The organism is Flavobacterium nitratireducens (genome assembly GCF_029625335.1).
Taxonomy (GTDB): domain Bacteria; phylum Bacteroidota; class Bacteroidia; order Flavobacteriales; family Flavobacteriaceae; genus Flavobacterium; species Flavobacterium nitratireducens.
Genome location: NZ_CP121111.1, coordinates 1542516 through 1566085, shown reverse-complemented (window position 1 = coordinate 1566085; position 23570 = coordinate 1542516). Strand labels below are relative to the sequence as shown.

Annotated in this window: 23 protein-coding genes; 21 read left to right on the top strand and 2 right to left on the bottom strand. The window is 34.2% G+C overall.

The window, feature by feature from the left end; all coding sequences use genetic code 11:
* The first annotated feature begins 189 nt into the window (after positions 1–189).
* The 4 genes from P5P90_RS07480 to metF all read left to right on the top strand — a co-directional run bounded on the left by P5P90_RS07480 (position 190) and on the right by metF (position 5717).
* Positions 190–1191: a homocysteine S-methyltransferase family protein gene (locus P5P90_RS07480; protein ID WP_278034126.1), complete on the top strand. Its 1002-nt coding sequence runs from the start codon at positions 190–192 to the stop codon at positions 1189–1191.
* Between the two features lie 21 nt (positions 1192–1212).
* Positions 1213–1746 carry a hypothetical protein gene (locus tag P5P90_RS07475; RefSeq protein WP_278034125.1) on the top strand — a complete coding sequence of 178 codons (534 nt, stop codon included), beginning with the start codon at positions 1213–1215 and terminating at the stop codon, positions 1744–1746.
* 228 nt (positions 1747–1974) lie between these two features.
* A complete protein-coding gene (gene metH, locus P5P90_RS07470) occupies positions 1975–4659 on the top strand; it encodes a methionine synthase (RefSeq protein ID WP_278034124.1) in 2685 nt (894 codons plus the stop codon).
* Positions 4660–4763: 104 nt separating this feature from the next.
* Positions 4764–5717: a methylenetetrahydrofolate reductase [NAD(P)H] gene (gene metF / locus P5P90_RS07465; RefSeq protein WP_278034123.1), complete on the top strand. Its 954-nt coding sequence runs from the start codon at positions 4764–4766 to the stop codon at positions 5715–5717.
* A gap of 93 nt (positions 5718–5810) precedes the next feature.
* Here metF and gldA read toward each other — a convergent pair whose 3' ends face one another.
* Positions 5811–6707: a gliding motility-associated ABC transporter ATP-binding subunit GldA gene (gldA, locus tag P5P90_RS07460; RefSeq protein WP_278034122.1), complete on the bottom strand. Its 897-nt coding sequence runs from the start codon at positions 6705–6707 to the stop codon at positions 5811–5813.
* A gap of 373 nt (positions 6708–7080) precedes the next feature.
* Between gldA and P5P90_RS07455 the strand changes: the two genes are divergently transcribed.
* From P5P90_RS07455 to queA, 15 genes are all read left to right on the top strand, one after another.
* Complete coding sequence (locus tag P5P90_RS07455; protein ID WP_278034121.1) at positions 7081–7737, top strand: M20/M25/M40 family metallo-hydrolase; 657 nt, start codon at positions 7081–7083, stop codon at positions 7735–7737.
* Positions 7738–7982: 245 nt separating this feature from the next.
* Positions 7983–8819 (top strand): prephenate dehydratase, encoded by an 837-nt coding sequence (locus P5P90_RS07450; RefSeq protein ID WP_278034120.1) that lies wholly within the window; start codon positions 7983–7985, stop codon positions 8817–8819.
* Positions 8820–8895: 76 nt separating this feature from the next.
* Positions 8896–10041 carry a pyridoxal phosphate-dependent aminotransferase gene (locus P5P90_RS07445; protein ID WP_278034119.1) on the top strand — a complete coding sequence of 382 codons (1146 nt, stop codon included), beginning with the start codon at positions 8896–8898 and terminating at the stop codon, positions 10039–10041.
* 4 nt (positions 10042–10045) lie between these two features.
* Positions 10046–10903: a prephenate dehydrogenase gene (locus tag P5P90_RS07440; protein ID WP_278034118.1), complete on the top strand. Its 858-nt coding sequence runs from the start codon at positions 10046–10048 to the stop codon at positions 10901–10903.
* 49 nt (positions 10904–10952) lie between these two features.
* Entirely contained in the window at positions 10953–12032 is a 1080-nt protein-coding gene (locus P5P90_RS07435) for a bifunctional 3-deoxy-7-phosphoheptulonate synthase/chorismate mutase type II (RefSeq protein WP_278034117.1), read from the top strand.
* Between the two features lie 128 nt (positions 12033–12160).
* Positions 12161–13138, top strand: coding sequence for a ribosome small subunit-dependent GTPase A (rsgA, locus tag P5P90_RS07430; protein ID WP_278034116.1), 978 nt, complete (start codon positions 12161–12163; stop codon positions 13136–13138).
* Positions 13138–13590 carry a D-aminoacyl-tRNA deacylase gene (dtd, locus tag P5P90_RS07425; RefSeq protein ID WP_278034115.1) on the top strand — a complete coding sequence of 151 codons (453 nt, stop codon included), beginning with the start codon at positions 13138–13140 and terminating at the stop codon, positions 13588–13590. Before rsgA ends, dtd begins: the two co-directional genes overlap by 1 nt.
* 171 nt (positions 13591–13761) lie before the next feature.
* Positions 13762–13995 (top strand): hypothetical protein, encoded by a 234-nt coding sequence (locus P5P90_RS07420; protein ID WP_278034114.1) that lies wholly within the window; start codon positions 13762–13764, stop codon positions 13993–13995.
* A 6-nt stretch (positions 13996–14001) separates the two neighbouring features.
* Positions 14002–14529, top strand: coding sequence for an aminotransferase class I/II-fold pyridoxal phosphate-dependent enzyme (locus tag P5P90_RS07415; RefSeq protein ID WP_278034113.1), 528 nt, complete (start codon positions 14002–14004; stop codon positions 14527–14529).
* A gap of 191 nt (positions 14530–14720) precedes the next feature.
* Positions 14721–15776, top strand: a complete 1056-nt coding sequence (locus tag P5P90_RS07410; protein ID WP_278034112.1) for a sensor histidine kinase — start codon at positions 14721–14723, stop codon at positions 15774–15776.
* A gap of 68 nt (positions 15777–15844) precedes the next feature.
* Positions 15845–17019, top strand: a protein-coding gene (locus P5P90_RS07405) for an IS3 family transposase (protein WP_278034111.1) whose coding sequence is annotated in 2 segments (ribosomal slippage) — positions 15845–16112 and positions 16112–17019 — 1176 coding nt in all. Because the reading frame shifts where the segments join, the coding sequence is not laid out codon by codon here.
* A 15-nt stretch (positions 17020–17034) separates the two neighbouring features.
* On the top strand, positions 17035–17568 hold the full coding sequence (locus P5P90_RS07400) for a hypothetical protein (protein ID WP_278034110.1): 534 nt from the start codon (positions 17035–17037) through the stop codon (positions 17566–17568).
* A gap of 1 nt (position 17569) precedes the next feature.
* Positions 17570–17896, top strand: coding sequence for a nucleotide pyrophosphohydrolase (locus P5P90_RS07395; RefSeq protein WP_278034109.1), 327 nt, complete (start codon positions 17570–17572; stop codon positions 17894–17896).
* 113 nt (positions 17897–18009) lie between these two features.
* Positions 18010–19239: a 3-phosphoshikimate 1-carboxyvinyltransferase gene (gene aroA / locus P5P90_RS07390; protein ID WP_278034108.1), complete on the top strand. Its 1230-nt coding sequence runs from the start codon at positions 18010–18012 to the stop codon at positions 19237–19239.
* A 173-nt stretch (positions 19240–19412) separates the two neighbouring features.
* Positions 19413–20462, top strand: a complete 1050-nt coding sequence (queA, locus tag P5P90_RS07385) for a tRNA preQ1(34) S-adenosylmethionine ribosyltransferase-isomerase QueA (RefSeq protein WP_278034107.1) — start codon at positions 19413–19415, stop codon at positions 20460–20462.
* A 175-nt stretch (positions 20463–20637) separates the two neighbouring features.
* Here queA and P5P90_RS07380 read toward each other — a convergent pair whose 3' ends face one another.
* Positions 20638–21393, bottom strand: a complete 756-nt coding sequence (locus tag P5P90_RS07380; protein WP_340696380.1) for a helix-turn-helix domain-containing protein — start codon at positions 21391–21393, stop codon at positions 20638–20640.
* Positions 21394–21741: 348 nt separating this feature from the next.
* Here P5P90_RS07380 and P5P90_RS07375 point away from each other — a divergent pair, with 348 nt between their 5' ends.
* Together P5P90_RS07375 and P5P90_RS07370 are read left to right on the top strand one after the other, a co-directional pair.
* Positions 21742–22593 carry an aldo/keto reductase gene (locus P5P90_RS07375; protein ID WP_278034106.1) on the top strand — a complete coding sequence of 284 codons (852 nt, stop codon included), beginning with the start codon at positions 21742–21744 and terminating at the stop codon, positions 22591–22593.
* Between the two features lie 26 nt (positions 22594–22619).
* Entirely contained in the window at positions 22620–23468 is an 849-nt protein-coding gene (locus P5P90_RS07370; protein ID WP_278034105.1) for a DUF4440 domain-containing protein, read from the top strand.
* Positions 23469–23570 lie beyond the last annotated feature (102 nt).

The window sequence follows — 23570 nt, the reverse complement described above, 5'->3', positions numbered from 1 at the left end:
AAAACTACGGCTAAAAAGCCTTGTTTTTCTAAATCGGGAGATATCGGCTCTATCGGGGCTAGAGAGTAATAGTAGTATTTTCTTGAGAAAATAAAAAACCTAGCGCCTTTGTGTCTTAGCGGCAGATCAAACAAAAAAGTATAAAAAAAGCTTAGTGCCTTAGTGCCTTAGCGGCAAAAAAAATAAGTTATGCCAAGCATTCAAGAAGAAATCAAAAAAAGAATACTCGTTCTCGATGGAGCTATGGGAACCATGTTGCAACGCTACAATTTTTCGGAAGAAGATTTTCGAGGCGAACGCTTCAAGGATTTTCCACATTCTCTAAAAGGAAATAACGATTTGTTGTCACTTACCCAGCCTAAAGCCATTGCCGAAGTGCATGCCGCTTATTTTGAGGCAGGAGCCGATATTGTGGAAACCAATACGTTCTCAGGAACAACCATCGGTATGGCCGATTATCACATGGAAGACTTGGTGTATGAGTTAAACTACGAGTCGGCTAAAATTGCCCGTCAGGTAGCTGATGAGTTTACGGTTAAGAATCCGGAGAAACCTCGTTTTGTTGCGGGTTCAATCGGGCCAACAAACCGTACAGCATCGATGTCACCGGATGTGAATGATCCGGGATACAGAGCGGTAACTTTTGATGATTTGCGCATTGCTTACAAACAACAGGTTGAAGCTTTGATGGATGGTGGATGCGATTTGTTGTTGGTAGAAACAATTTTCGATACTTTGAATGCTAAAGCAGCACTTTTTGCTATCGAAGAAGTAAAAGAAGAAAGAGGAATTGATATTCCAATCATGGTTTCAGGAACCATTACCGATGCTTCGGGAAGAACACTTTCCGGACAAACGGTAGAAGCTTTCTTGATTTCGGTTTCGCATATTCCATTGTTGAGCGTTGGATTCAATTGTGCTTTAGGAGCCGATTTATTGAAACCGTATTTGCAAACCTTGTCTTCGCATACTTCATTCAATGTGTCGGCGCATCCTAATGCAGGATTGCCAAATGCCTTTGGAGAATATGACGAAACACCAGCAGAAATGCAGGCACAAATCAAGAGTTATCTGGATGATAATTTAATCAATATCATTGGAGGTTGTTGTGGTACAACTCCAGACCATATCCGATTAATTGCGGAAATCGCTAAGGATTATAAACCAAGAGTTTCAACGGCTAGTTTGTAGAATTTTTGAAAATAATTATTTATGGAAAATCATTTTTTTGAATTACCTGTTTATAGATGTTCTGAAGTGATATATTCCAAAGAATTGGATAAACTTCAAAAAAGAATTGATTTACAAGTTCCATATTTAAAAGGGCAAGAGAAAGAAACTGAAGTAATTAAAACAGATTTGTTTTATCGTTTTTCACATGGATATGCATATAATGAAGTTATTGGATGGATTCAACTATATGTTTTAGGAAATCAAATAAGGGGTAAATATTTTTTTGAAGTAAATCCGTATGATAAAAGAAAAATTAAAAAAAGGTTTGATAAATGTATAAGAAAAAAGCAATTCGAATTGATAGGAAAAGCTTTTGAATGTTCTATTTATGATGATATTTCGGATAAAATTTACTTAAAAATAATTAATCAAATTAATAATTTGACAAAGGAGAAACCTTTTGTAGGGAAAATTATTGATACTAGTAAGTTGGAAAAAATTTCAATGTTTGTTGATTGGAAAAAACTTTTAAAAGGTTTGAGTAAGTTTAGTCCCGATAGCACGGATTTGTAATCCGTGCCCACAAAGAGAATAAAAAATCACGCAGATTTCGCTGATTTTAGCAGATAATAAATCTGCTGTATCTGCAAAATCTGCGTGAAAAAAATATAAAAGCCCAGTTTGTGTCATTCCGAGGAACGAAGGAATCACATAACGGATATAACAGAGTGAGATTGCTTCCGCCACGGCGGACAAATCGTTCCTCGCAATGACTTGGACGAATAAAAATAAAATAAAAAAATGGCAGCAGAAGAAGCAAGAAGAAATTTAGTTTTATCGGGATTAGAACCGTTGATTATTACGCCGAAAAGTGTTTTTGTAAACGTGGGTGAGCGTACTAACGTAACGGGTTCGCGTAAATTTCTTCGATTAATCAAAGAAGAAAAATACGATGAAGCATTGGATATCGCCAGACAGCAGGTAGAAGGTGGAGCACAAATTATCGATATCAATATGGATGAGGGAATGCTTGACGGTGAATATGCAATGGTAAAATTCCTAAACCTTATTGCTGCCGAACCAGATATTGCCCGTGTGCCTATCATGATCGATAGTTCGAAATGGCATATCATCGAAGCCGGATTGAAAGTGGTACAGGGGAAATGTGTGGTAAACTCGATTTCGTTGAAAGAAGGAGAAGAAGCTTTCATTCATCATGCCCAATTAATCAAGCGTTACGGAGCTGCGGTAATTGTGATGGCTTTTGACGAAGTAGGTCAGGCTGATAATTACGAGCGTCGTATTGAAATTTGTCAACGTTCATATGATATCTTGGTGAATAAAGTAAACTTTCCACCGCAGGATATTATTTTCGATTTGAATATATTCCCTGTTGCAACCGGAATGGAAGAGCACCGATTGAATGCCTTGGATTTCTTTAGAGGAACCAAATGGGTTCGCGAGAATTTACCACACGCACACATTAGTGGTGGGGTGAGTAACGTTTCGTTCTCGTTCAGAGGAAACGATGTGGTTCGTGAAGCGATGCACTCGGTTTTCTTATACCATGCTATCAAAGCGGGTATGACAATGGGAATTGTCAATCCTGAAATGTTGACCATTTATGATGACATTCCAAAAGATTTATTAGAGCACGTTGAAGATGTAATTCTAGACAGAAGAGACGATGCAACGGAACGTTTATTGGATTTTGCGGAAAGCGTAAAAGGGACTGGTTCTAAAAATACCGAAGCGGAAGTGCAGGAATGGCGTTCAGGATCGGTTCAGGATAGAATTACACACTCTTTGGTAAAAGGAATTGACGCTTTTATTGAGCAAGATGTGGAGGAAGCTCGTTTGGCAGCAACAAAACCGATTGAAGTAATCGAAATCAATTTAATGGCAGGGATGAATGTCGTTGGGGATTTGTTTGGTTCAGGGAAAATGTTCTTGCCACAGGTAGTAAAATCGGCTCGTGTAATGAAAAAAGCGGTGGCTTATTTATTACCATTTATAGAAGCTTCGAAACAAGTAGGAGATAAAGAAGGGAATGGAAAAATATTGATGGCAACCGTAAAAGGGGATGTGCATGATATTGGTAAAAATATTGTTTCGGTGGTATTGGCATGTAATAATTATGAAATCATCGACCTTGGGGTGATGGTTCCTCCAGAAAAAATTATTGCAGCTGCTTTAGAGCATGAGGTAGATATCATCGGTTTAAGTGGTTTGATTACACCTTCTCTGGATGAAATGGTTTTCTTAGCGAAAGAATTAGACAAACGCAATATGAAAATCCCAGTTATGATTGGTGGAGCAACTACTTCGCGTGCGCATACAGCCGTGAAAATTGCACCTCAGTACAAGGCAACGGTAGTTCATGTAAACGATGCTTCTAGAGCGGTAACAGTAGCAGGAAATTTATTAGACGATAATAAAGAATCCTACACGGTTGCAATTCGCGAAGAATATGATAATTTAAGGGAGCAGTTCTTAAATCGTTCGAGAGATAAAAATTTCTTAAGTATTGAAGATGCCCGTAAAAATAAATTACAATTGGATTGGGAGCAATATTCACCAGTAAAACCAAAGCAGATTGGGGTACAAACTATTGAAATAGATTTGGATGTTTTAGTTCCTTATATCGATTGGATACCATTTTTTCAAACATGGGAATTACATGGTAAATATCCAGCAATCCTAACCGATGAAGTGGTTGGGGAACAGGCTTCGGCAGTGTTTAAAGATGCTCAGGCAATGTTAGAAGTAATTTTGAAAGAAAAGAAATTACAAGCTAAAGGGGTTTACGGATTATTTCCTGCAAATCAGGTGAATGATGATGATATCCAATTGTACGACGAAAATGGAAAAGAATTGGAAAAATTTTTAACCTTACGTCAGCAATCACAAAAAACAAAAGGAGCTCCAAATATTGCCTTGGCCGATTTTATTGCGCCAAAAGATAACGGAGTAACCGATTATATGGGAGCTTTCTGTGTGACTACCGGTTTTGGAGTTGATGAATGGGCTGATGAATATCGTGATAAATTAGACGATTATAATTCGATTATGGTGAAAGCCTTAGCCGATCGTTTTGCAGAAGCTTTCGCTGAATATTTACACGAAAAAGTGCGTAAAGACTTCTGGGGGTATGATGCCGAAGAATCTTTGACGAATGAAGAATTAATCAAAGAAAGTTATAAGGGAATCCGTCCTGCTCCAGGTTATCCGGCTTGTCCAGACCATTTAGAAAAACCTACCATTTGGAAATTGTTAAATGTAGAAGAGAAAATTGGTGTGACTTTGACAGAAAGTATGGCTATGTGGCCTGCTTCATCTGTTTCGGGATATTATTTTGGAAATCCTCAAAGTAAGTATTTCGGTCTTGGAAAAATAAAAGAAGATCAGGTTGTGGATTACGCAAAAAGAAGAAGTATTTCAACTGACAAAGCCACAAAATGGTTGAGTCCTAATATTGCAGATTAATCCCCACCCAACCTCCCCTAAAGGGGAGGAGAGAATAAAAAAAACAATTGTTTAATTAAATATACCCAATCTCCCCTCCTTTAGGAGGGGTGGGGGGAGGAAAAATGAAAGTAACAGAACATTTAGAAGCAGCCAAAGGAAAAGCGTTGTTTTCCTTCGAAATTGTACCACCTCAAAAAGGAAGTAATATCAAAGACTTATATGCCAATATAGATCCGTTAATGGAATTTAAGCCACCATTTATTGATGTAACTACTTCCAGAGAAGAATACGTTTATATTGAAAAAGACGGGCTTTTTGATCGTCGCATTACTCGTATGCGTCCGGGGACAGTTGGTATATGTGCTTCTATCCAACATAAATATGGTGTAGATGCTATACCTCACGTTTTGTGTGGTGGTTTCACTAAAGAAGAAACCGAATATTTATTGGTTGATTGTCACTATTTAGGAATTGATAATTTAGTGGCGCTGCGTGGTGACCCGATAAAAGGGGAGAAATATTTTGAACCAACAGTAGGAGGAAATGCTTATGCTGTAGATTTGGTTAGACAAATCAAGGCGATGAATAATGGTAAGTTTTTACACGGAGAATTGCCTCTTGAAAACGCACCTGATTTTTGCGTAGGGGTTGCTGGGTATCCAGAAAAACATATCGAAGCACCTAGCTTAGAGGCTGATTTGAAACGTCTAAAAGAAAAGGTAGACGCTGGTGCCGATTATATTGTCACTCAGATGTTTTTTGATAACCAACGTTATTTCAAATTTGTTGAAGCTGCCCGCGCTATTGGTATCAATGTACCTATTATTCCGGGTATTAAGCCGGTATCGGTAAAACGTCATTTGCAATTATTGCCTCAGGTTTTCTGGTTGGATATGCCGCAAGACTTGATTTCTGCTATTGAGCAGGCAAAAGATAATGCGGCTGTTCGTCAGATAGGAATTGATTTTGCAGTACAACAATCAAAAGAATTGATTGACTTTGGTGCTCCTTGCGTACATTATTATTCAATGGGTAAATCAGATAATATTCAGCAGATAGCAAAACAAGTTTTTTAGTCAATACTAAAACAATAAAATAAGCCTCGTTTAAATGGATTAAACGAGGCTTATTTATATGTGGCTAACTGTGCCTAAAAGTTTGGAGGAGAATTATTTTGTAATTTCTCTAAATACCGCTTCAAGATTTTTATTTTTCTGATTGAGTTGCAACGTTTTTAATCCGTTGTCATGGGCAAAGTCAAAAACAGCTGGGCGCATATCTTTATCGGCAACAAAAGTGAGTTCCCAAGAAAAATCATGAGTGTTTACATAGGATTTTAGATGAGGTATTTTGGCAATTGCCTGCGCTTCGATTTGGTAATCAAATTCCACTTCAATAATCTGTTCTTTATCGGCAGTAATCAAGGTGTTTAGTTTTTTGTCTGTTACAATTTGTCCTTTGTTAATGATTATTACGCGGTCGCAAATAGCTTCTACTTCTTGCATGATGTGAGTAGAAAGAAAAACCGTTTTGTCTTTGCCAGCATCTCTAATCACATTTCTAATTTCTAATAATTGATTAGGATCTAATCCAGTTGTTGGTTCGTCTAAAATTAAAACATCAGGATTGTGTAGTAAAGCATTGGCTAAGCCTACACGCTGGCGATATCCTTTAGAGAGTCCGCCTATTTTTTTGTGACTTTCTGTGTTTAAGCCAGTCAATTCAATGACTTCATCAATTCTAGATTTGGCTACTTTGTAAACATCGGCATTAAAACCAAGATATTCTCTAACGTATAAATCCAGATACAAAGGGTTGTGTTCTGGCAAATAACCTATGGAAAGTTGAACTTCTTTTGGATTGCTAAGAATATCGTTTTCATTTACCATTGCAGTGCCTTCGTCTGGAGTCAAATAAGTGGTCAATATTTTCATTAAGGTCGATTTTCCAGCTCCATTAGGTCCTAGAAACCCCACTATTTCTCCTTTTTGAATTGAAAATGAAATATTATCTAAGGCTTTTTGAGTGCCATAACTTTTCGAAATATTTTTTACTTCTATTGACATAGCTAGTTATTTGTCTGCAAAAGTAATTAGAAAATTGTTTGTATTTTAAAAACATAGGCTTTGGATTTATATATTTGGAAAAATTAAAATATCTAATAAATAAACGATGAGAAAAATAAGTGTTTTGCTATTTGCTTTTTTGGGTTGTCTTACTCAGGCACAGAATGTTCCGGGAATTGAAAAGAATAATATCGTAAGAATTGAAGAGGCTTTGGCTTAGGATGCGATGGAAGGAAGAGCGATGTTTTCAGCTGGAATCGAAAAATCTTCCGCTTTTATTGAAAATTAATTCAAGAATATTGGTCTTTCATTTTATGCTGATTTAAAAAATTACCGTCAGGAGTTTAAAATAAAAGGAAAAGCTGCGAATAATGTGGTAGGAGTACTTCCTGGAAAAAGTAAGGCCGATGAGTATGTGGTATTTTCAGCTCATTATGATCATTTAGGTTTGGTTGAAAGTGGAGAAGATAAGGTATACAATGGAGCTAATGATGATGCTTCCGGAACAACGGCTGTAATTGCATTAGCAAAGTATTTTAAGGAAAATAAATTAAATGAAAGAACGATTGTTTTTGTTGTATTTACTGCTGAAGAAGTGGGTGGATATGGTTCGAAAGAATTTTCAAAAAGTATCGATGCTAGTAAGGTAGTGGCAATGTTTAATATTGAAATGATTGGAACTGAAAGTAAGTGGGGTAAAAATTCGGCTTATATAACCGGTTTTGATAAATCTAGTTTTGGAACAATTTTGCAACAAAACTTAGCACAATCTAATTTTAAGTTCTATCCAGACCCATATCCAGCTGAAAATTTATTTTATCGTTCGGATAATGCAACTCTGGCGGCTCTAGGGGTTCCAGCGCATACCATTTCTACTTCAAAAATGGATATCGAACCTAATTATCATAAGTTGTCTGATGAGGTAAGTACGCTAGATTTGGATAATATGTCAGAAATTATCAAAGCAATTGCTATAAGTTCAAATAGCATTATTAATGGTGTTAGTACTCCTACGAGAGTAAAAAGATAATTTTTTATAAAAAAAACTTAAATATTTTTTGCGTAATTGGATTTTTGTCATAAATTTGCCAGCGTTAAAAAAAGTAATTCAAGATAATTTATACTTTAAGATGTCAAATAACCGTTTTTATTTTAGCAATTCATTTTATTTCTTTAGCGAGAGATAAGGATTGTGCTATGGTAATTTGAAAATTAAAATAAACAAATAAAACTAGTATACAATCCTGATGAAAATCAGGATTTTTTTTTGAATAAATGGAAACAAAAATTGCGATACAAGGTATTTTAGGGTCTTTTCATCATCAGGTGGCTCAGGAGTATTATGGACAAGATGTAGTAGTAGATGAGTGTCTTTCTTTTGATGAATTAGTAGATAGTTTGTTGACAGGAAAGTCAAATCAAGCAGTAATGGCAATTGAAAATTCTATCGCTGGTCCCATTATTCCTAATTATGCCTTAATCGATAAAAATAACTTGCACATTATTGGTGAACATTATTTGAGTATTCATCAAAATTTAATGGCTTTGAAAGGTCAAACAATTGAGGACATTAAAGAAGTGTATTCACATCCGATGGCATTGTTACAATGTATGGATTATTTAAAACAATATCCCCATATTAAGCTAGTTGAAGATAAGGATACGGCTGAAACGGCTAGAAGAATTCAGCAAAACCAATTAAAAGGAGTTGCTGCCATTGCGAGTAAAGTTGCCGCTGAGATGTATGGTTTAGAAATTTTAGCTCCAGAAATTCAAACGATAAAAAATAATATGACACGTTTTGTGATTATTAACAAAGAAAATTCGTTTGTTCCGGAAAATGAAATCAACAGAGCTTCAATGAAATTTGAATTAGATCATAAAAGAGGAAGTTTAGCTGCGGTTTTGAATGTAATGAGTGATTGTAAAATGAATTTGACCAAAATTCAATCATTGCCCAAAATTGAAACTCCTTGGAAATATTCCTTTTTTGTGGATGTCACTTTTGAGAATTATGAAGATTTTGCTAAAGCAAAATCCTTGTTAGCCATTATGGCAGAATATTTTAAAATCTTAGGTGAGTATCGAAATACAAAGCCTTTGTTGAAATAATTACTATTAGAAAAGAAAATATAAGCAGATTGTTAATACTCGGAAACCGAGAATCGTTCAAAAAGCCAAAATAAAAATGATTACAACAGCCAATAGATTAAATACCGTTGAGGAATACTACTTTTCATCGAAGTTAAGAGAAGTGAGACAATTAGCTTCAGAGGGAAAACCAATTATCAATATGGGAATTGGAAGTCCTGACTTAGCACCTTCTCAGGCGGTTATTGATGCTGTAACTTTGGCAATTCAAGAGGAAAATGCTCATGGGTATCAAAGTTATCAAGGATTACCTGAGTTGCGTAAAAGCATAGCTGATTTTTACATGAATAATTTTCAGGTGAGCTTAAATTCGAATACGGAGATTTTACCTTTAATGGGGTCTAAAGAAGGTATTATGCATATTTCATTGGCTTTCTTAAACGAAGGAGATCAGGTTTTGATTCCTAATCCCGGATATCCTACCTATACTTCGGTTACGAATTTAGTAGGAGCAGAAGCTGTGTATTATGATTTGAAAGAAAGTAATAATTGGGAGCCTGATTTTGAAGCATTAGAAAAATTAGATCTGTCTAAAGTGAAATTAATGTGGATAGGTTATCCGCATATGCCTACAGGCGCCAGAGGAAGTTTATCCTTGTTTGAAAAGTTAGTAGCTTTTGCTAAGAAAAACAACATACTATTAGTGAATGACAATCCGTATAGTTTTGTTTTGAACGATAGTCCGATGAGTTTGCTACAGGTTGAAGGTGCTAAAGAAGTAGCTTTGGAGTTAAATTCCTTAAGCAAGACTTTTAACATGGCAGGATGGAGAGTTGGAATGGTTTCTGGAAATGCCGAATTGATTGATGCGGTTTTAAGAGTTAAAAGTAATATGGATAGTGGAATGTTCTATGGAATCCAAAAAGGTGCTATCGAAGCTTTAAAAAGTGATAAATCATGGTTTGATTCCATGAATGAAATTTATAAAAAACGCCGAGTTTTAACCGAACAATTGGCTGAAAAATTAGGATGTAAAGTGTATAAAGAAGGAGTTGGATTGTTTGTTTGGGCAAAATTACCGGAAGGAATCCAATCGGCAGAGGAGTTCATCGATACGATTTTACATGAGAAATATATTTTTATCGCACCGGGAACTATTTTTGGTTCTAATGGAGAAGGATATATTCGATTTGCATTATGTGTGAAAGAAGAAAAAGTACAAGAAGCAATAGATAGATTTTAATAAAATGAAAGTATTTGTAATAGGAATTGGATTAATAGGAGGTTCGATGGTTTTAGACATCAAAGCACATTATCCAGAAGCTACAATTTACGGGATTGATACAAACGAGAAGCATTTGCAACAAGCATTAGAGTTAGGTGTTATTGATAAGGCTGCTACAATGGATGATTTAGCAATTGCTGATTTTGTCATTGTCTCGGTTCCAGTAAATGTGGCTCTTGGCTTATTACCTAAAGTGCTTGATTTGATCAATGATAATGCGATTGTATTAGAAGTGGGTTCGACTAAAAATCCTATTTGTGAAGTGGTAGCTACACATTCAAGAAGAAGAAATTTTATTGCGACTCACCCAATAGCCGGAACCGAATTTTCTGGACCTTCGGCAGCATTGAGGGATTTGTTTAAAGGAAAAACAAATATCATTTGTGAAGTAGAAAAAACAGCTTTCAAATTGCAAGAAAAAGCGTTGGAAGTTTTTAAAACCTTAGGAATGCGTATTCGTTATATGGATCCTAAGTCGCATGATAAGCATATAGCTTATGTTTCGCATCTGTCGCATATTAGTTCTTTTATGTTAGGTAAAACGGTAATTGATAAGGAGAAAGATGAACAAGATATTTTTGATATGGCAGGTTCCGGTTTTGAAAGCACGGTGCGTTTAGCTAAAAGTTCGCCAGCCATGTGGACGCCTATTTTTGAACAAAATAAGGCTCAAGTTTTGGAATCATTAGAAGAGTATATTTCTAATTTGACAAAATTCAAAGATTTGTTAGTTCAGGATAATTATCAGTCGATATATGATGAGATGGCGAGTGTGAATAAAATAAAGGAAATATTAAACGGCATAAGCGTTAAAAAATAGAGTAAAAAGATTTTTAATATAAAAAAACAAACAACAAATAACTAAGAAAATGGAAAACAAGAAAGAAATGAGAAATTGGTTGAACGCATTCAATTTGTCTCATCCATTTGTGATCGCAGGACCTTGTAGTGCTGAAACAGAAGAGCAAGTATTGAAAATTGCTCACGAATTAAAAAATTCTGATGTAAGCGTATTTAGAGCAGGAATTTGGAAACCAAGAACACGTCCAGGAGGATTTGAAGGAATTGGAGAAATTGGATTGAAATGGTTGAAGAAAGCTAAAGAAGAAACAGGACTTTTAATGGGGACTGAAGTAGCTACTGCTGCTCACTGTAAATTAGCTTTAGAATATGATATTGATGTATTATGGGTAGGTGCTCGTACAACAGCGAACCCTTTTGCAGTTCAAGAAATTGCTGATACATTAGCAGGAACTGATAAAATTGTATTAGTTAAAAACCCTGTAAACCCAGATATGGCTTTATGGTTAGGTGGTGTTGAGCGTTTACACATGGCTGGAATCAAAAATTTAGGAGTTATTCATAGAGGTTTCTCTACTTATGAGAAAACAAAATACAGAAACATTCCTGAATGGCAAATTGCTATCGAATTGCAAAATAAATTCCCTGATTTGCCATTAATTATCGATCCATCTCATATTACAGGTAATCGTAACATGATTCTTGAAGTAACACAAGAAGCTTTAGATTTAAACTACGATGGTATGATTATCGAAACGCATATTGATCCAGATAATGCTTGGTCTGATGCTGCACAACAAGTTACTCCTGATGCTTTGAAACAAATCTTGAAAGATTTGAAAATTAGAAAAGTAAGCGGAGATAGCGATTTTGAGGCTAAAATGACAAAATTAAGAGCTAATATCGATGTATTAGACGCTAATTTGTTAGACCTTTTAGGTAAAAGAATGAAAGTAGCTGACGAAATTGGTCAAGTGAAAAAAGACAATAACGTAGCTGTTTTACAAAATACTCGTTGGAATGAAATCCAAGAAAAAATGGTTGCTGAAGGTGCTAAAAAAGGATTATCGGAAGAGTTTATTACTAAACTATTCAAGTCGATTCACCAAGAAAGTATCGAACACCAAGAAAAAATTATCAACGGATAATTAGCTTGAAATACACAATAGAAATCCCTTTGACTTTGCAAGAGTTAAAGGGATTTTTTATTTCTGGCAAATGTTAAAAACCTTAAACTTTAGACTTTGAACTTGAAACAAAATTTTATCTTTGTCCCATGACAGGAATCGTTTATAAATCAACAGGGAGCTGGTACACCGTAAAATCCGAAGAAGGAAATTTTGTGGATTGTAGAATTAAAGGAAAGTTTAGGATGAAAGGTATAAAAAGTACCAATCCTATTGCTGTGGGCGACTATGTCGAATATGAATTAGAAGAATCCAATAATCAAGTAACTGGAGTTATTAATACGATTCAGGATAGAAAGAATTACATTGTAAGGAAATCGGTAAATCTTTCTAAACAAACGCATATTATTGCGTCAAATATAGATATCGTTTTCTTGTTGGTTACCATTAATAATCCGCCAACTACAACAAGTTTTATAGACCGTTTTCTGGTTACTGCTGAAGCTTATGGTATTGAGGCGATTTTAGTTTTTAATAAAATAGATACGTTTGACGAAGCAGCCCTTGACGAACAATTGTTTTTACAATATACTTACGAAAAAATAGGATACAAATGTTTACGTGTTTCTGCTCAGGAACGCAAAGGATTAGACAAACTCATTGAATTAATGAAAGACAGGGTGAGTATGTTCTCAGGACATTCCGGGGTTGGAAAATCAACTTTGGTGAATGCTATTGAGCCGACTTTAAATTTAAAAACCAAACAAATTTCTGATTCACATTCGCAAGGACAACATACTACTACTTTTGCTGAAATGTTTGATTTGTCTTTTGGTGCCAAAATTATTGATACTCCAGGTATCCGTGGATTTGGAGTTGTAGATATGGAAAAAGAAGAAATCAGTGATTATTTTCCTGAGTTCTTCAAATTGAAAAACCAATGTAAGTTTAATAATTGTTTGCACAAAGAAGAACCAAAATGTGCTGTTAAGGAAGCTTTAGAGAATGAAGTAATATCTTGGTCACGCTATAATAGCTATTTGAAATTGTTAGAAGGAGATGATGAAAATTACCGCACTGACATTTACGATGAAGACCGAAAAAATAGCGATAAATCGAGAGGTTAATGAGGGTAGTAATTCAAAGAGTATCTGAAGCATCTGTGACTATTGAAAATAGTAAAGTTGCTGCAATTAATAAAGGGCTTTTGGTTTTAGTAGGTATTGAAGATGCCGATAGCCAAGAGGATATTGATTGGTTAGTGGCTAAAATTATTAAACTCCGCATTTTTGGTGATGAAAACAATGTGATGAATTTATCAGTCCAAGATATCGATGGAGATATAATTGTGGTAAGTCAGTTTACACTTCACGCAGCAACCAAAAAAGGAAATCGACCTTCTTATATAAAGTCTTCTAAACCTGAAATAGCTATTCCCTTATATGAAAAATTTGTTTCTGCTTTAGAACATACTCTTGGGAAAAAAGTGCAAACCGGACAATTTGGAGCAGATATGAAAGTCTCATTGATTAATGATGGTCCCGTTACTATTTTGATTGATTCAAAAATTAAAGAATAAAATTTGAACGAAAAAAGCTTCTAAAGTAGCTTTTTTTGTTAAATTAGAAATCACTTTTAGAATGGTATATTCATTCAATACTGTTTTTGCCCCAAAATAGTTTTGTGTTTTTTTACAGGTAGAGCATGCTGCAAAAGTTGCAATACTTAGGATAATTTAAAACAATATATTTTGGCAAAAATTAATCACAGTAATTATTTAGACGTAGTTGATAGTGTTTGGTCTTCTGCTAAATCAGATGGGATTATGCATATCAACTCTGAGGAAAAATCTTTTAATGGTGAAAAGTTTACTATTCAGGGCAAAGAATTAATTAATTTTGGCACATGTGGCTATTTAGGATTGGAAACACATCCTGAATTGATTGCAAATTCAATTGTCTTGACTAAGAAATTTGGTACTTAATTATCCATGTCTAGGGCTTATATTCGTCCAATCTATATTCAAGAGTTAGAAGAACTCATGTCTCAAATATTTGATGGCAATAAAGTAATTTGCTATACTTCGACTTCCAATGCTCATATCTCAGTTATCGCAACAATAATTAAATCAAATGATTTGGTAATACTGGATCAACAGGTGCATTTTAGTGTTCAATTTCCATGTAAAAACACTAAATTACAAGGCACTGAAGTGAAAATGGTTAGGCACTCTGATTATCGAATGTTAGAGGAGATGATACGAGAAAATTACAATAAATTCAATCGTATTTGGTATATGGCAGATGGTGTCTATTCGATGCATGGCGATTTACCAGATACCGATGTTTTAAAAAGCTTATTATGCAAGTATCCTAAATTCTATTTGTATTTTGATGATGCTCATGGAATGAGTTGGAGTGGTAAAAACGGTGCTGGTTATATTTATGATCGATTAGGAGTTAGCGAGCGAATCGTAATCATATCCACTTTGGCTAAAGGGTTTGGATGTGTTGGTTGAACGAATTGAAAGAAAAGAAATGATTTAGTTAATTAAAGATAGATTAGTTATTTGTAACCTTTACTTAGCTTTTATTAATTTTTTTAAATTTTCAATTTTGGTATTGTTGTTTTAAAGATATTTCTTATATTTATAAATCGTTAGATGTTTTTAGAAATAAATAATACCAAGATATTCAATCTGTTGTATTCATGTCTAAACTAGAAAACATATTAGCCCTAGTGCGCTCCATAAACCAAGATGAGTTTCAGGAGCAAATTACTTATGGGGATAGTTTAGATGATGTTTACGAAGAATTGTTGTTTTTGTCTAAAAAAATCGAATCTAAAAAACAGCGAACGGCAGTTATTGTAGAACAGATTTCCAATTGTTTTGCTGGTGATTTTTTTAATTATTTACCTATTTCTTATGCTCATGACGAATTAGATGTATTCTGTATGGGATTTAATACCTATATAGAGGAGTTAAAAGCAGCGATGGTTTCTCAGAAATTATTAGAAAATTTACAAGAGAAATTAGTTGTAGAAAAAGACCGCTCAGAACAGTTAATTCTTAATAGAGATCATTTTTTAACCTATATTGGGCGTGAAATACGAGAATCACTTCTAACGATATCCAAGGTTACAAATTCTATATCAAAAAACACATTAGATCATAACAGTGTTAATCAATTAGAATATAGTAAGTTAGTGACTGATGTTTTACTCATAACTATAAATGATTTGTTAGATTTAGCTAAAGTAAAATCGAGCCATTTTATCGCTGCAAACAAACCATTTGGTTTAGATCAATTGATTAACTTTTTAAATATTTCATTTTCGGAGAAATGTATTCAAAAAGAAATTGATTTTAAAGTAACTATAGATAGCGAATTACCTAATATTTTAAACGGTGATTGTATTAGAGTTTCTCAAGTATTGTGGAATAGTATAAGTAATGCAGTTAAATATACCCCAGTAGGAGGAAAAATCAGATTGAAAATTCAACTAGAATTTGAAAGTGATGAAGAATATGTGTTACGATTTATTGTTATAGATTCGGGAGTTGGAATTTCTGATGATAAATTGAAAGTTATTTTGCAAGGTTTTGCACAACAAGATGGGGATTTATTAAATGATAATGGAAGTTCTATTTTAGTTTTAGCTATTTGTAAAAAAGTTGTCGATTTACTTAATGGAGAAATTAAAGTTAAAAGTAAATTGCAAATTGGAACTAAATTTACTTTTACTTTGCCTTTCAATAAGTAGAAATTATAGCTATGGACGTGCTAACTTAGCCATCACATAAAGTTAAGAAATAATCTTAATTTTAACCTATGAAACAAGTCCGCAAAATTTATGACAAAGCTTTTAAAGAAAAAGCCGTTCAATTGAGTTATGAGAGAACAAATGTATCAGAACTCGCCAGAGAGTTGGGAATCACAGCACCACAGTTGTATAAATGGCGTAAAGAGTTCGAGGAATTTGGAGAAGGAAGTTTTCCTGGGAAAGGAAATTTAAAACTCACTCCCGAGCAAGAAAAAATTCACGAACTAGAGAAAAGACTCAAAGATGCCGAGTTAGAACGTGATATATTAAAAAAAGCAATCGGCATTTTTTCCAAGAGCGGTCGATGATTTATAGTTTCATAAAAAGCAATGAACAACTATTCCCGATCGAAAAAATGTGCAAAGTTCTAAAAGTGAGCAGCGGAAGTTATTACCGATGGAAAAAACAAGCAGTCACAGCAAGACAACAACTAAAAATTGCCATAAAAGAACAGATAACATTGATTTATTTTGGAGCCAAACAAAGATATGGAAGTCCTAGAATAACATTGGAACTGCAGTATTTAGGTTATAAAGTTTCACGAATTACAGTTGCAAAATATATGAAAGAACTTGGCTTACGAAGCAAATTAAGCAAGAAGTTCAAAGTTACAACCAACTCAAATCATAATTATTTAGTTGTCGAAAATGTATTAAACAGAGAGTTTATTGTAAAAATGCCTTCAAAAGTTTGGGTTTCGGATATTACATATATCCAAACTAAAGAGGGTTTTGTATACCTGACCACTATTATGGATTTATACGACAGAAAAATTATCGGTTGGAGTTTGAGTGACGGAATGAGTACAGAAGAAACTACGCTTGGAGCTTGGAAAATGGCGGTTAAAAACCGAGATATTGATCAAGGTTTGATTTTTCATTCTGACAGAGGTGTTCAATATGCCAGTAAAAAGTTTGTAAATGTTCTTGATTCCTATAAAAAAATAACCCGCAGTATGAGTCGTAAAGGAAATTGCTGGGATAATGCTGTGGCGGAAAGCTTCTTCAAATCTTTGAAAACGGAATTAATTTATGGGAACAAACTGATTTCTAAAGAACAGATGAAACTGGAAATCTTTGAATATATTGAAATTTGGTACAACAGAAAAAGGAGACATTCCACTTTGAATTATGCAACTATTGAAGAATTTAACAATCAAATTAATTACAAAAATGTAGCTTAACTTAATGTGCCGTTTTTGTTTGCATATCCAGCAGATGCTAATCTTGAAAATTATTTAGAGAAAAAAGAAAATGAACTTGAAGGTATTGAGATAAGTGATTATGTTGTTGAAAATAAAAAAGCCGATTTGTCTAAACCAGTTATAGAAAAGTTTAATTTTACCAGCGAGAATCATTGTGAAATAATAAATGGCAAAATGTTTATTGACCCGTTATTGTTTTTTGCGGTGACTAAAAATCCTTTTTTACAGGAAAAAAGAAAGATGCCTATTTATTTTGGGTATCCTAGGCAAGAAAGATATAGTTTGTTTTTTGAGATTCCAGAAGGTTATGAGATAGAATCGATGCCAAAATCATTAAAAATGGCAACCGAGGACAAATCATTAGTTTTTTCATTAAATTCAGCTGTTAATGATGGACGTATCCAAATTGTGGTTTCAAATGATATCAATATTACAATTGCGACTGCTGATCTTTATGATGGATTGAAGAATTTTTGTCAAAAAATAGTAGAACAACAGCAAGAAAAAATAGTGCTTAAAAAAATATAATATGAATCTTAAAAATGCTCAGTTAGAGGTTGATACTTGGATAAAAGAACACGGAGTTCGTTATTTTAACGAATTAACCAATATGGCACAACTAACAGAAGAAGTTGGAGAGGTTGCTCGAATTATTGCCCGTCGTTATGGGGAGCAATCAGAAAAAGAAAGTGATAAGAGTAAAGATTTAGGTGAGGAACTAGCTGATGTGGTTTTTGTGGTTTTGTGCTTGGCTAATCAAACAGGAATCGATTTGCAGGCGGCTTTTGATAAAAAAATGGATTTAAAGTCGGTTAGAGATAAAGATCGTCACAAAAACAACGAAAAATTGAAATAATTATTAGTTTCGGATTATGATTTATGAATTGGGTGTGCTAAATTGCGCCCTCAAATTATTGGTGTTAAATGCCTCAGGCGTTAACTTATAATTCACATCTAATAATCATAAAAATGAATTTACTACTACAAACTACATATTCTAAATTAAATGCTCAAATTGAAGTAACCGGTTCTAAAAGTGAAACGAACAGATTGTTGCTTTTGCAAGCTTTATTTTCTAATATTACTTTAAGTAACACATCTAATTCAGATGATAGCGAAGTCATGCAAATGGCATTGACAGGAAATGAAGAAGTAGTAGATATTCATCATGCTGGAACTGCTATGCGTTTTCTTACGGCTTATTTTGCAGTAAAAGAAGGACGCGAAGTGATATTGACGGGTTCAAGTAGAATGCAAGAACGTCCTGTGAAAATTCTAGTAGAAGCCTTACGTCAATTAGGTGCTGATATTACTTTCTTAAAAGAAGAAGGTTATCCGCCAATTAAAATCAAAGGACAAAAAATCACGCAATCTAAAGTGACTATGGCGGCTAATGTAAGTAGCCAATATATTTCTGCTTTGTTGTTAGTAGCTCCTAAATTAGAAAATGGAATCGAATTGACTTTAGAAGGAGAAATTACTTCTATTCCTTATATCAAAATGACATTGGCCTTGTTGAACGATTTGAATATTCAAACCAGTTTTGAAGGGAATGTAATTAAGGTTATGCCTCAAAAAGAAGTGGAGTCAAAAGTGATGACGGTTGAGTCTGATTGGAGTTCAGCATCTTACTTTTTTAGTTTAGTTGCCTTGTCTGAAGAAGCTGAGATTACTTTGAGTAGTTACAAACAATCAAGTTTACAAGGTGATTCAGCTTTGGTTTCTATTTATAAAGAAATGGGCGTTGAAACACAATTTAATGGAAATACCATTAGTTTGACAAAAACGAAGAAGTTCAAATACAAAGATGTTATTTTCGATTTGAATCACACACCTGATATTGCTCAAACCATTGTAGTTACTTGTCTTGGTTTAGGAATTGGTTGTCATCTTACAGGTCTTCATACGTTAAAAATAAAAGAAACAGATAGATTGGAAGCTCTACGAATTGAATTAAGCAAGCTTGGAGCTAATATTTCTGTTACTAATGATAGTCTGACTCTTGTGGCTACTTCAGAAATCAATTCGAATGTAAAAATCGGAACTTATAACGATCACCGTATGGCGATGGCTTTTGCACCATTAGCTTTAAAAGTGCCAATTATTATCGAAAATGCAGATGTGGTTTCTAAATCATATCCTGATTTTTGGACCGATATGGAAAAATTAGGCTATAAAGTTTCTGATTTAATCGGATAAAAAGTTTCTGATTTCCCCTAAATCATTGATGCTTTGAGGATTTGTTGTTTTAATTTTAAATTAAACAGCAAAATACTTGACATCGCCTATTTGACAATCGTATATTTGCAGCCGTTAAAAGTAGAAGCTAAAAAAACTTCTGACTTCTAATGTCTAACTTCTAATTTTTTCAAATGAAATTATCACATTTTAATTTTGACTTACCAAAGGAACTCTTGGCTGAATTTCCAGCAGAAAATAGAGATGAAGCTCGTTTAATGGTAATAGACAGAAAAAAACAAACCATTGAGCACAGAATGTTCAAAGACATTATCGAGTATTTTGATGATGGAGATGTAATGATTTTGAACAATACTAAAGTTTTTCCTGCTCGTTTATATGGTAACAAAGAAAAAACCGGAGCCAGAATCGAAGTTTTTTTGCTTAGAGAATTAAACGCTGAACAACGTCTTTGGGATGTATTAGTAGATCCGGCTCGTAAAATCAGAATTGGAAATAAATTATATTTTGGTGACGACGATTCATTAGTTGCTGAGGTTATTGATAATACAACTTCTCGTGGAAGAACTTTACGTTTCCTTTACGATGGTTCTTACGAAGAATTCAGAAATAAATTAACGGAACTTGGAGAAACTCCAATTCCTAAATATATTAACAGGGACGTAACTCCTGAAGATGCTGAACGTTATCAAACGATTTATGCTAAGGAAGAAGGAGCTGTAGCTGCACCAACTGCAGGATTACATTTCTCTAAACATTTATTGAAACGTTTAGAAATAAAAGGGGTAAACTTTGCAGAGGTGACGCTTCACGTAGGTTTAGGAACTTTTAACCCGGTTGAAGTTGAGGATTTATCTAAACACAAAATGGATTCTGAGGAATTAAAAATTACTCAGGAAGCCTGTGATATTGTAAATGCAGCCAAGGCTAAAAGAAAACGTGTTTGTGCTGTAGGAACAACTTCTATGCGTGCAATTGAAAGTTCAGTTTCTTCTGCAAACACTTTGAATCCTTACGAAGGATGGACTAACAAGTTTATCTTTCCTCCACATGATTTTAGTGTAGCTAACTGTATGATTACTAATTTCCATACGCCAAAATCAACTTTATTGATGATGATTTCTGCTTTTTGTGGGCATGATTTAATGAAAAAAGCTTATGAAGAAGCGATTAAAGAAAAGTATAAATTCTATTCGTATGGAGATGCGATGCTAATCCTATAATAGAAATTTTAAATTTATAAGAAGAAATCTCGTCAGTCTTGGCGAGATTTTTTTGTTTTGGGCGTGACCCAAGGGTCGGGCTATGCACTTCAAGTCCTCGCATCATTCCGCTATCGCTCCATTTGCTGTGGGCTTTCCGTTGCTATCCCTCACGCAAACAAAAGAGGCGATGAGTTTAATTAGCGCTTCTATATTCATTAGGAGTAAACCCCACTCTTTGTTTGAAAAGTCTAGAAAAGTGCTGCGGATATTTGAACCCTAATTCGTAAGCAATTTCATTTACAGTTTTGGTATTGCCTAAAATTTGGTCTTTAGCCACATCAATTATTTTGTTTTGGATGTATTCCTGAGCAGATTTTCCGGTTTCTTTTTTAATTAAATCACCAAAATAGTTGGCTGATAAATGAAGTTCATCAGCACAATAAGCCACAGATGGCAAGCCAATTTTGCTAGGTTTATCTGAAGTGAAATACTGATTCAGCACCTCTTCAAATTTTTCTAAAACACCTTTGTTGGCGTTTTCTCGTGTTATAAATTGTCTGTCATAAAAGCGATTACAGTAGTTGAGAAACAATTCGATATTGGAAGCAATCAATTTCTTACTGTGTTTGTCTACTCCAATTTCCAACTCCAATTTTATTTTTGAAAAACTATCCAAAACGATCTGTCGCTCTCGTTCGGATAGATGTAAGGCTTCATTAGCTTTATAACTAAAGAAATTATACTCAGTAAGACTTTTAAAAAGCGATGTTCCGTGTACTAAATCAGGATGAAAAACTAGGGCATATCCCTTTGGTTGGTATACTTCACCTGTAGTTTCTACCTCCATTATTTGTCCGGGTGCAGTAAAAACTAATGTACCTTCTTGATAATCGTAATAATTGCATCCGTAGCGTATATCACCACATTTTATATCTTTTAAAAAATACAATAAAATCCGTAATAAATTTTAACACGCTTTTGCCCATTCCATGATCTTTCGTGTGCTTTTGAAAAATCAATCACGCTAATTAAAGGATGCAGAGTCTCAGTATTATTGAATTCATTATACTGACTAATAGTCTCAAATGTAACTGTATTTTCCATAGTTGTTGTTCTTTGATGAGACAAATTTAGACATTTAGTTGTAGCAATCATCAGGTAATAAGTGCAATAAGTAATATTGGTAGTACAATCCGTAATCGATATACTAGTGCCTTCAGATTCAAGTTGCAAATTTGTATCATAGAAAAACAGTTTTGTTTTTTATTTATTAAAACAATTTCAAAATAATACAAATATGCAATATGTTACGCTGAATAACGGAGTTGAAATGCCTCTGTTAGGTTTTGGTGTTTTTCAAATACCGGATACTAAAGAATGTGAAACAGTAGTAATAAATGCTATCGAAGTTGGCTATCGTTTAATTGACACTGCCGCTTCGTATAGGAATGAGGCAGCGGTAGGTAATGCCATTAAAAAGAGTGGTGTTGATAGAAAAGAGTTGTTTATCACTACCAAATTATGGATTGAGGACCACGGGTATGAAAATACAAAAAAAGCGTTTCAAAAATCATTAGACTTATTGCAATTAGACTATTTGGATTTATACCTTATTCATCAGCCGTATGGTGATATTTTTGGTTCTTGGAAGGCGATGTGCGAATTGTATGAAGCAGGAAAAATAAGAGCTATTGGAGTGTCTAATTTTCATCCAGACAGGGTGATGGATTTGATTGTTAATAGTGGTTTTACCCCAGCAATAAACCAAGTGGAAACACATCCTTTTGATCAACAAATAGACAATCAGCTATTCTTACAAGAAAATAACGTTCAAATTGAGTCTTGGGGCCCTTTTGCCGAAGGAAGAAACGATATGTTTCAAAATGAATTATTGATATCTTTCGCTAAAAAATACAACAAGAGTGTCGCACAAATTATTCTGAGATGGTTGACACAACGTGGCATTGTTGTTATTCCAAAATCAGTCCGAAAAGAAAGAATGGAGGAGAATTTTAACATTTTTGATTTTAACTTATCTGCTGAGGATATGCAACAAATCAAAACGTTAGATACCAATCAAAGTTTGTTTTTTGACCACCGAGACCCTAATATGGTAAAATGGTTAAGCGAGAGAAAATTAGATTTATAAGTTAGTAATCACAAAAATATTTAGAAATGAAAAAGCAATCGTATTACACTTTTTTAGTATTTGCCTTCGGAATAGGGATAAGTTCTGTTAAAGCACAAGGAATTACTATATTCCCAAAAGGCGAAAAATCGCCCAACGTACATCATGTTGGAGAGGTTTGGTTGAACGAATTAAGTACAGCTGACACGACTTTCAATTATAGTATAGCCATGGCTACTTTTAAATCCGATGCTAGGTTGAACTGGCACAAACATCCAGGAGGACAAACGTTACTTATAACAGATGGAGAGGGGTATTACCAAGAAAGGAATAGACCTAAACAAATTATTAAAAAAGGTGATGTTATAAAATGTCTGCCAAACATAGAACATTGGCACGGAGCTTCTCCTCAAAGTGGTGTTGCTTATATAGCGGTTTCTCCATCTCAAAAAGGGAAGACCATTTGGCTTGAACCTTTAACAAGTGAACAATATTATGGTGGTATTGCATTCAAAACGGAATTAAAAAGTGAGGAACAAGAAGTGATCCAGCTTTCCAAACAAAAATGGCAGTGGATGGCCGATAAAGATGTCGAAAAATTAACTCCTTTGTTTGACGATAAATCCGTTTTTGTTCACATGGGTGGAAGCTGGGGTAAAAAACAAGAACTCGATATTATTAAGAGTGGTGGAATACATTATAAAAAAGCTGATATTCACGAAGTATCTGTAAATATCATTGATAATACAGCTATTTTGCTAAATAAAATTACTTTGTTAGCAGTCGTGGGCGGAAATGAAGTTACTAATCCATTTATTGTAACCGAGGTCTATATAAAAGAAAATGAAACTTGGAAATTAGGTTCGTTGTCGTTTACTAAATTGCTAACTCCTTAATCATAATACATGTTTTCAAAACTAGGTTACTTATTTAAGTAGCCTTTTTGTTTTTAAATACTTTGTGCCAATTCGTGTCATTCGTGGTCAAATTCCATATTA